Origin of the sequence: Streptomyces sp. NPDC000229 (genome assembly GCF_040300825.1) — a bacterium.
In the GTDB taxonomy this organism is placed as follows: Bacteria; Actinomycetota; Actinomycetes; order Streptomycetales; family Streptomycetaceae; genus Streptomyces.
This window is the reverse complement of the sequence record NZ_JBEPEL010000007.1, coordinates 149,356-158,016: the sequence shown is the minus strand read 5'-3', so window position 1 is coordinate 158,016 and position 8,661 is coordinate 149,356. Positions and strand designations below refer to the sequence as shown.

Here is an 8,661-nt window from a genome sequence, read left to right as displayed (position 1 = left end):
CTCCAGGATCTGCGCGCGGTTCTCGAGCGGGTGCGGGCGGTCGTAGAAGGTCCGCTGTGCGTGGGAGCGCCGGTCAGTGCGTGGTGAACGCGATCGCCAGGTACTCCTTGCGGTCGGACGTGCCGCTCGGCGCGTCGAACATGTTGTCCGCGATGAACAGCCTGCCGTCGGTGTACCGGATCTCGGCGGAGTCCAGGACGAAGGACGACTCCGCGTCGCGCACGGACTCGTCGGACGGGTTCTCCAGCAGGACGGTCTGCTTGAACGTCCCGCCGTCGATGCTCACGACCTGGCCGCCCTTGTCGTACGGCGGCTTCTTGTACGCGATGATGTTGCCGCCGTCCATCCGCAGCGGGAACATCGAGTACCGGTCGCCCGCGTCGGCCTTGTCGGCGGTGGGCTTGCCGGTGGTGAGGTCGAAGGAGACGATCTCGTTGGTGTCACCGTACTCGCCGCCGCCCTCGTGGTCCTCGGTGGGCAGGTAGAGCTTGTTGTTGCCGACGACCACCCGGTGGCAGACCTCCACGCCGGTCGAGTCGCACTCGGCCGAGTACCGTTCGGCGTTCGCCGCGATCTTCACCTTGAGCTTGCCGGTCTTCTCGTCGATGGAGAAGAAGTCCGAGATGCCGGAGCCGTCACCGGCGGTGTCACCGACGTCGGCGGCGACCACCAGCGGCTTGGTGGAGACGATGCCCGCGTCCTCGACGCCGGCCGGCATCTTGAACGTCGACAGGGGAGCGCCGCTCTTCGGGTCGAGGTTCTGGATGAGCAGGTACGGGCTGTCGATCGAACCGCAGAGACGTGCCGCGACCAGGGCCTCGCCACCGCCGTAACCGCGGTCCTCGCACTCCTCGGCGTTGACCTGGGGCCTCCACAGCTCCTTGCCGGTGGCCAGGTCCCACGCGGCGCCGCCGTCCAGGCCGCCGGCCCCGACGGTGGTGGCGCCGATGGTCACCTCGTCGAACGAGGCCTTCTCGTCACCGGAGTCGGGGCTCGTGACCGACTTGCGCCACAGCAGCTTGCCGGTGGTCAGGTCGAGGGCGCCGACCTCGGTGCAGGGCTGGAAGTTCTTCGGCGGCACGCGCTTGGCCGCCTCGAAGACGATGGCGGTCTTGTTGTCCTTGACGTGGCGGGAGGCCGCGCAGACCTGGCCGGGCAGCGGAGTCGTCCACAGGGGAGTGCCCTTGGCGATGTCGTAACCGACGACCGACTGGATGCCCGTCTTGACGTACGCCTTGTCGGTGACCCAGGAGCCGGTCACGCTCGTGATGTCGTTGACCTTGGGCAGCGGCAGCTGGAACGCCACCTTGGCCTGGGTGTTGGCGGGCACCTTCTCCTTGCCGCCACCGTCCGGGGCGCTGCCTCCGCCGTCCTTGCCGCCGCCCTCGGTGGCCCCGGAGGACCCCTTGGCGTCGTTCGCGGGGTCGTCCTTCCCGGAGCTCGCGTACCAGACTCCGCCCGCGATGATCAGGACCACGGCGACGGCCGCGGCGATGATGATCTGCATCTGGGCGGACAGCTTCTTACCGCCGGACCCACCCTGCGGCGCCGTCGGCTGCTGCATGGGAGCGTTCGGGTAGCCGTACCCCGGCTGCTGGTAGCCGTACCCGCCGGGAGGCTGCGTGGGCGGCTGGCCGGGAACCTGTCCCGGTGCCTGCGGGTACCCGTAGCCGGGCGGCTGGGCGGGCGGAGGCGTCTGGGGCGGCTGGGGCGTCGCGGGCGCCTGCGGGTATCCGTACCCGGGGCCCTGCGGCGGCGGAGTCGGGGCGCCGAAGCCGGGGGGAGGGTCCTGCGGGGCGCCGAAGCCTCCCGAGGGCGGCTGGTTGGGCGGCGGCGGTGGCTGCGTCATGGTGTGCGTACCTCTGAAAGGGAAGGATGTCTATCGGGTGGGTGGGGGTCAGCACGCGGTCAGGGGCCGAAGGCCACGAGGATGGCACTCTCCTTCTCCTGCCGGGGCGGCGGACGGCTTGGGTTCCCGGTCACCGGCGCCGCTCGTGGCGGCGTACCGGGTACCGCCGCCGACGACGGCGAGCAGGACCCGGGCCTTACGGCCGTACGGCGGTGGTGACTTCTGAGTCATCGCACAGGCCCTGCCGTCACGTGCCGAACGCCGTCATGAGCACCACGTCCCGCTCTTCGGCGTCGGTGAAGCCGGAGACCCGCTCGGCGACGAGGATGTAGCGGCCGTCGGCGTAGAGAGGCGTCGAGCCGGACAGGCGCCAGTCCTTCCGGACGCGCTCCACCGGAGCCCGCATCAGGACGCGTGGCTCGGTGGCACCGGGGGCGACGCTCGCCACCCCTTCCCACCCCCCGTCCAGCGGTGACACGTTGATCAGCAGGTCGCGTCCGGACATCCCGATCGGGGAGGAGATCGCCTCCACGGGCAGGGAGATGCGGCGCGCGGTCTTGCCGGTCGCGAGGTCGACGGCGAGGATCTCGTCCCCCTTGCTCCCGTCCGGGGCGCCGTCCGTGGCCACGTAGAGCGTGCCGGAGTCCACGACGGCCCGGCAGTCGTCCAGCATGTCCTCGGCGCAGTACGGCTGGAACTCGGCCGCGTCCGCGAGCGTGGAACGCAGCGCCCCGTCCTCCGTGAGGGCGACCGCCCTCCGGTTCTCCCCGGTCTCGTTGTCCGCGAAGACGACCACCAGCGGCTTGACGGAGAGAACGCCCTCGACCCGGGAGCCGGGCGGAAGGCGGTACGACCAGCGGGCTTTGCCGGTGGCCGGATCCAGCTCCTGGACCTCCTTGTCGGCACCGCCGACGAGGCACGAGACCGCCGCGATCAACTTGGGCCCGCCGGCGAAGGTGCTCGGCGTACAACTGCCGGCCGGTGAGCCGTACAGCCGCTCGCCGTCGCTCATCCGGTACGTGCTGAAGGCGCCCGGGCGGCCGACGGCGAGCGTGTCGCCGACGAACGCCAGGGAGAAGTCCATCAGGCTGTCCGACCGGTGCTCCTGGGCGACGATCCGTTCCCAGCCCGCCCGGCCGGTCTTGAGGTCCACCACCTGCAGCCGGCGGCATTCGCCCTTGCGGCCGGGGCCCTCCTTGGTGACCACGACGATCCGGTTGTCGGCCGTCATGTGGGGCGTCGCGGTGCACAGGTCAGCCCGGAGCGGGAGGCTCCACTTCTCTCGGCCGTCGGCGGCCGAGTACGCCGTGACCGTGCGGTACATGGCAGTGACGACCGTGTCACCCACCTGCCAGGGGCCGAGGTTGTCGGCGCCCATGTTCGGGACGTCGACGGCATTCCTGCGGAGGTACAGCAGCTTCGCCTCGTCCGCCTTGCGGGCGGCGTTGACCCGGCCGGCCGCCGCCGCGTCCAGGCCGGACGGGGTGGCGGAGGCGGAGGCGGAACCGGACGGCGCCGCGGCGGGCGACGGGCCGGAGCCGGCCGCCGTGGGCCGCTTGTCGTCCCGGGCGTCGCCGGACGTGGCGTACCAGGCCCCGGCGCCGCCGAGGACGAGCAGGGCCGCGGCGGCGGCTAGCAGGGCCCGGCCCCTTCGGCGGCGGGCGGAGGACGGCGGCGGCGGGGGCGGGGGCGGCTGGGGGCCGCCCCCGTACGGGTTGAGCGTGGCGTACGGCCCGGCCGGGTCGGACGACGGCTGGATCGGCTGGTTCATCGAGCGGACCCTGCCGTCACTTGCCGAAGGCCATCATCGTCTTCGTCTGCTTCTCCTCGGTGTCGTTACGGGCGCTGACGCGGCCGCTGGCGATGAAGAAGCGTCCGTCGGCGTACGCGTACCGCGGCGAGTAGAAGTCGCTCTCGATCTTGGCCGTCGATGCCGGGTGCTGGAGCAGCACCTTCGGGCTGCCGCCCGTCGGGGCGAGAGTGGCGACGGCGCCACCGCGGTCCCAGGAGCCCTCCATGTAGAGCAGGACCTCTCCGCCCTCCATGCGCAGCGGGGTCATCGTCCGCTCCGGGCCCGCGGGGGCGCGCCACTTGGGCTTGCCGGTGTTCAGGTCGAACGCCACGACGTCATTGGTGCCCCTGGTGAGCTGGGTGGGCTCCGTCGACATGTAGAAGGTGCCCGCGTCGGCGGCGACACCGATGCAACCCTGGAGGTTCTCACCGAAGACGACGAAGCTGCCGCCGCACTTGGGGTTGAACTTGTCCTTGCCGCCGTCGAGCGTCGAGCGGAGCTTGCCCGCGTCCGTGAGCGCGATGATGCTCCACTTCTTGCTGTCGGGCTCCTCGGTGGAGATGACCAGCGGGCTGACCGAGAAGACCTTGGTGACCTCCCAGTTCGGAGGCAGCTTGTACGTCCACTTCGGCTTGCCGGTCGCCGGGTCGACCTCGCTGACCTCGTGCTGCGTCTTCTTGTAGTCCCCTGTGCGGCACTGGGCCGCCGCGATCAGCTTCGGCCCGCCCGCGTAGGCGAACGGCTTGCAGTCGGCGTCCGGCGTGCCGAACAGCTGCTTGCCGTCGGCGAGGGAGAAACCGTGGGAGTTGCCGGTGCCCGCGGCCGTGACGGTGGTGCCGCTGATGGCGAGCGTCATGTCGGACAGCGCGTTGAAGCCGGTCCCCTGGGGGACGGGCTTCTTCCACCCCGCCTTGCCGGTCTTCAGGTCGATCTGCTGGAGCACGGTGCAGTCGGCCTTCTCACCGGCCTTGTCATTGACACCGATGACGATCGTGCCGTCGGTGGCGGGCTGGGCCGGGGCGGTGCACACCTCGGTGGTGAACGGCACCTCCCACTTCTTCTTGCCGTCGGCCACCGAATAGCCCACGACGCTCTTGTACATGGCCTTGACGACGGTGTCGCCGACGACCCACGGGCCGTAGACGTCCGCGCCGTTGCGCGGCAGGTCCACGTCGTTGGTCATCAGCCACTCGACCTTGGCCTCGCCCGGCTTGCGCCCGGCGTTCAGATCGTCATTGGCCTCGCGGTCGCCGCCGCTGCCGTCGCCCTGGTCGACGGAACCGGTCGGGTCCGGCGCGGCGCTGGAACCGTTGGCCACGGGCTTCTTGGGGTCGGTGTCGTCCCCGCTGAGGGCGAAGTACGTGCCGCCGCCGATGACGAGCAGGGCGGCGACGGCCGCGCCGATGATGACGGCGGGCTTGCCCTTGAAGGGGCCGCCCGTGCCGGTGGGGGGCGGGGTGGGCACCCCGGGGTACTGCGGCTGGGTCGGGTGGCCGCCGTAGGGGTTGGGCTGCTGGCCGTAGGGCCCGGGCTGCGCGGCGTACGGGCCGGGCTGCGCGGCGTACGGACCGGGCTGCTGGCCGGGCTGCTGCGGGTAGCCGTAGCCGGGTCCCCCGGGAGGGGTCTGGGGGTAGCCGTAACCGGGCGCGGCCGACGGCGCCTGCGGCGGCACCGGCGGCGGGCCGGCGGGCGGCTGAGGGGCACCGTAAGCGGGAGCGGCAGGGGGCTGGGCCGGCGGTGCCTGCGGCGGCACCGGCGGCTGGGCCGACTGACCGGCCGGGGGGTGGCCCGGCTGCTTGGACAGGTCCTGCGGGGCGCCCTGACCGGGCGCGGCGGCCGGCGGTTGCGGAGCCTCGGGAGGCTGCTGGTGCGGGTCCTGCGGAGACCCGAAGCCCCCCTGCGGCGGTTGCTGGCTGGGCGGCTGAGTCATCAGCGCTTCCCCCTTCGTGCGGTCCGCTGCCCGACCGGCCTCCCCCGCGATTCCGGCGCGCACGTACCACCGGAAAGGAGCGAATCGGACATGGATTCCGCAGTGTTGCGTGAGTCGAGCGGGGCTTCTTTCTATCACTCGGCACCGACACGAAAGGGGCCGGTCCGCCCCTGTTCCCAAGGGAGGACCGGCCCGTGATGCCCTCGTTACCCGCTCTCCACGCCTTCGCCACGCGCCCCTGAGGGTCAGGCGTCTTCGGCGAGTTCCAGCCAGCGCAGCTCCAAGTCCTCGCGCTGTGCGGCGAGTTCCCGGAGCTCCGCGTCCAGTTTCGCCACCTTCTCGAAGTCCGTGGCGTTGTCGGCGATTTGGGTGTGCAGCTTGGCCTCCTTCTCGGAGACCTTGTCGAGCTGGCGCTCGATCTTCTGCAGCTCCTTCTTCGCGGCACGGGCGTCGCCCGCCGACTTCTCCTTGGCGGGCGCGGAGACGGCGGCCGGTACGGGGACGGCCGTCTCGATCATCCGCCGGCGCCGCTCCAGGTACTCGTCGATGCCGCGCGGCAGCATCCGCAGCGTGGCGTCGCCGAGCAGCGCGTACGTCTTGTCCGTCGTCCGCTCGATGAAGAACCGGTCGTGGGAGATGACGACCATCGAGCCGGGCCAGCCGTCGAGGAGGTCCTCCAACTGCGTGAGCGTCTCGATGTCGAGGTCGTTGGTCGGCTCGTCGAGGAAGAGGACGTTCGGCTCGTCCATCAGCAGTCGCAGCAGCTGGAGGCGGCGGCGCTCACCACCGGACAGGTCGCCGACCGGCGTCCACTGCTTCTCCTTGGTGAAGCCGAACTGCTCGCACAGCTGCCCCGCCGTCATCTCCCGGCCCTTGCCGAGGTCGACGCGGTCGCGCACCTGCTGGACGGCCTCCAGCACGCGCAGCGCGGGCGGCAGCTCGGCGACGTCCTGCGACAGGTACGCCAGGCGCACCGTCTTGCCGACGACGATCCGCCCGCCGGCCGGCTGCGCCTCGCCCCGCGTGGTGGCGGCGTCGGCGAGGGCGCGCAGCAGGGACGTCTTGCCGGCGCCGTTGACGCCGACCAGACCGATGCGGTCGCCGGGGCCGAGCTGCCAGGTCAGGTGCTTGAGCAGCACCTTCGGACCGGCGGTGACGGTCACGTCCTCCAGGTCGAAGACGGTCCTGCCGAGCCGGGCGTTGGCGAACTTCATCAGCTCGCTGGTGTCGCGCGGCGGCGGTACGTCGGCGATCAGCTCGTTGGCGGCCTCGATGCGGTAGCGCGGCTTGGACGTACGGGCGGGGGCACCGCGCCGCAGCCAGGCCAGCTCCTTGCGCATCAGGTTCTGCCGCTTGGCCTCCTCCGTGGCGGCGATGCGCTCGCGCTCGGCGCGCGCGAAGACGTAGTCCGAGTAGCCGCCCTCGTACTCGTGGACCGTGCCGCGCTGGACGTCCCACATGCGCGTGCAGACCTGGTCGAGGAACCAGCGGTCGTGGGTGACGCAGACGAGCGCGGAACGCCGCGCCTGGAGGTGCCCGGCCAGCCAGGCGATGCCCTCGACGTCGAGGTGGTTCGTCGGCTCGTCGAGGACGATCAGGTCCTGCTCGGCGATCAGCAGCTTCGCGAGCGCGATCCGGCGCCGCTCGCCACCGGACAGCGGGCCGATGACGGTGTCGAGGCCCTGCGGGAAGCCCGGCAGGTCGAGCCCGCCGAACAGCCCGGTGAGCACGTCCCGGATCTTGGCGCTGCCGGCCCACTCGTGGTCGGCGAGGTCGCCGATGACCTCGTGCCGGACGGTGGCGGCCGGGTCGAGCGAGTCGTGCTGCGTGAGCACCCCGGTGCGCAGCCCGCCGCTGTGCGTGACCCGTCCGGAGTCGGCCTCCTCCAGCTTGGCGATCATCCGGATGAGGGTGGTCTTGCCGTCCCCGTTGCGCCCGACGACACCGATCCGGTCCCCCTCCGAGACGCCGAGGGAAACACCGTCGAGCAGGGCACGGGTGCCGTACACCTTGCTGACTGCCTCGACATTGACGAGGTTGACTGCCATTTCACTCCTGTGCAGGGGGACGGGCCGACCTACCAGGGTAGCCGCCGCGGGCGGTGCGCTAGCGTGCGGCGTTCGATCGATCGGTCAGGCAGGGGTGGGGATGGTCATGGGGCGGTACGGGATGCTGCGGGGCGTTGTCGTGGCGGCGGTGGCGGGAGCGGTGCTGACGGGGTGCTCGTCCGAGCCGGAGGCGCCCGAGGCGAAGCCCTCCGCGAAGGCGCCCGGGGCCACCGCGGCGACGGACGCCGGCGCCGAGCCGGTCAAGGGCGTGGCGATCGGTGGCAAGGGCACGCCGTGCGTACTGCCGGTGACGTTCGAGACGGCACCCCGGTGGACGGCGGAGAAGGTGACGGGCACCGAGAACCCCGACTTCGCCGAGCTGCTGAAGCAGGGCACGGTCACCCTCGTCTGCGAGGTCGACGCCAAGCCGGCCGGGAACATCGGTTTCCTCCGCGTCTGGACGGGCGACGACGCCAAGGCGACGCCGCGCGAGGCCCTGGAGGCGTTCGTGGGCGACGAGAAGAACGCCTCGAAGGTCGCGTACGAGGAGACGAAGGCGGGCGCCCTGGCGGCCACCGAGGTGACCTACACCCTCACCAGTGAGTTCGGTGACGGGCCCAAGCCCGAGCGGGCCTACGCCGTCACCACGCCGCGCGGCGCGGTCGTGGTGCACCTGGGCGGGCTGGACGGCGAGGAGCACAAGGCGATGCTCCCCGCGTACGAGCTGGCGAAGCGGACGACCGCGGTCGCGGGCTGACCCCGCGCGGTGCGCCGCCCGGGTCGGCAGGGCGCCCCCGCGCGCGGTGCGCCACCCGGGCACGGCCGCGCGGGGGCGCACCCTCCTGGGACCGGCCGGTCCCGCACGGCCCACCAGGGTGCGGTGCCGCCCGCCCGCGGCCCGGCCCCGCCCGCGGGCCGACCGGACCCGGCTCCGTCGCGGCCGCCGCGCGCGGGACCGAGCGCCCGCACGGGCCGGCCGCCCTCCGGAGCCGCCCACCCGCACCGACCGGCCGCCCTCCGGACTCGGCCGCCCCACCGGCCG

General features: G+C 72.2%; 5 protein-coding genes. 1 reads left to right on the top strand and 4 read right to left on the bottom strand.

Features of this window, described 5'->3' with window-relative positions; genetic code table 11:
- Positions 1 to 73: 73 nt before the first annotated feature.
- The 4 genes from ABT360_RS06900 to ABT360_RS06885 form a co-directional block, all read right to left on the bottom strand.
- A complete protein-coding gene (locus ABT360_RS06900; RefSeq protein ID WP_351811856.1) occupies positions 74 to 1,849 on the bottom strand; it encodes an outer membrane protein assembly factor BamB family protein in 1,776 nt (591 codons plus the stop codon).
- A gap of 247 nt (positions 1,850 to 2,096) precedes the next feature.
- On the bottom strand, positions 2,097 to 3,620 hold the full coding sequence (locus tag ABT360_RS06895; RefSeq protein WP_351811853.1) for an outer membrane protein assembly factor BamB family protein: 1,524 nt from the start codon (positions 3,618 to 3,620) through the stop codon (positions 2,097 to 2,099).
- 16 nt (positions 3,621 to 3,636) lie between these two features.
- The gene (locus ABT360_RS06890) at positions 3,637 to 5,571 is read right to left on the bottom strand and encodes an outer membrane protein assembly factor BamB family protein (RefSeq protein ID WP_351811850.1); all 1,935 of its coding nucleotides are present in this window, start codon (positions 5,569 to 5,571) and stop codon (positions 3,637 to 3,639) included.
- Positions 5,572 to 5,816: 245 nt separating this feature from the next.
- Positions 5,817 to 7,619 (bottom strand): ABC-F family ATP-binding cassette domain-containing protein, encoded by a 1,803-nt coding sequence (locus ABT360_RS06885; protein ID WP_351811847.1) that lies wholly within the window; start codon positions 7,617 to 7,619, stop codon positions 5,817 to 5,819.
- Between the two features lie 106 nt (positions 7,620 to 7,725).
- Here ABT360_RS06885 and ABT360_RS06880 point away from each other — a divergent pair, with 106 nt between their 5' ends.
- Positions 7,726 to 8,376 (top strand): lipoprotein, encoded by a 651-nt coding sequence (locus tag ABT360_RS06880; protein ID WP_351811844.1) that lies wholly within the window; start codon positions 7,726 to 7,728, stop codon positions 8,374 to 8,376.
- The last annotated feature ends 285 nt before the right edge of the window (positions 8,377 to 8,661 follow it).

Bases quoted from the DNA above. Each gene is read 5' to 3' on its own strand.
- ABT360_RS06880 (WP_351811844.1), top strand. From the start codon at position 7,726: ATGGGGCGGTACGGGATGCTGCGGGGCGTTGTCGTGGCGGCGGTGGCG.
- ABT360_RS06885 (WP_351811847.1), bottom strand. From the start codon at position 7,619: ATGGCAGTCAACCTCGTCAATGTCGAGGCAGTCAGCAAGGTGTACGGC.
- ABT360_RS06895 (WP_351811853.1), bottom strand. From the start codon at position 3,620: ATGAACCAGCCGATCCAGCCGTCGTCCGACCCGGCCGGGCCGTACGCC.
- ABT360_RS06900 (WP_351811856.1), bottom strand. From the start codon at position 1,849: ATGACGCAGCCACCGCCGCCGCCCAACCAGCCGCCCTCGGGAGGCTTC.
- ABT360_RS06890 (WP_351811850.1), bottom strand. From the start codon at position 5,571: ATGACTCAGCCGCCCAGCCAGCAACCGCCGCAGGGGGGCTTCGGGTCT.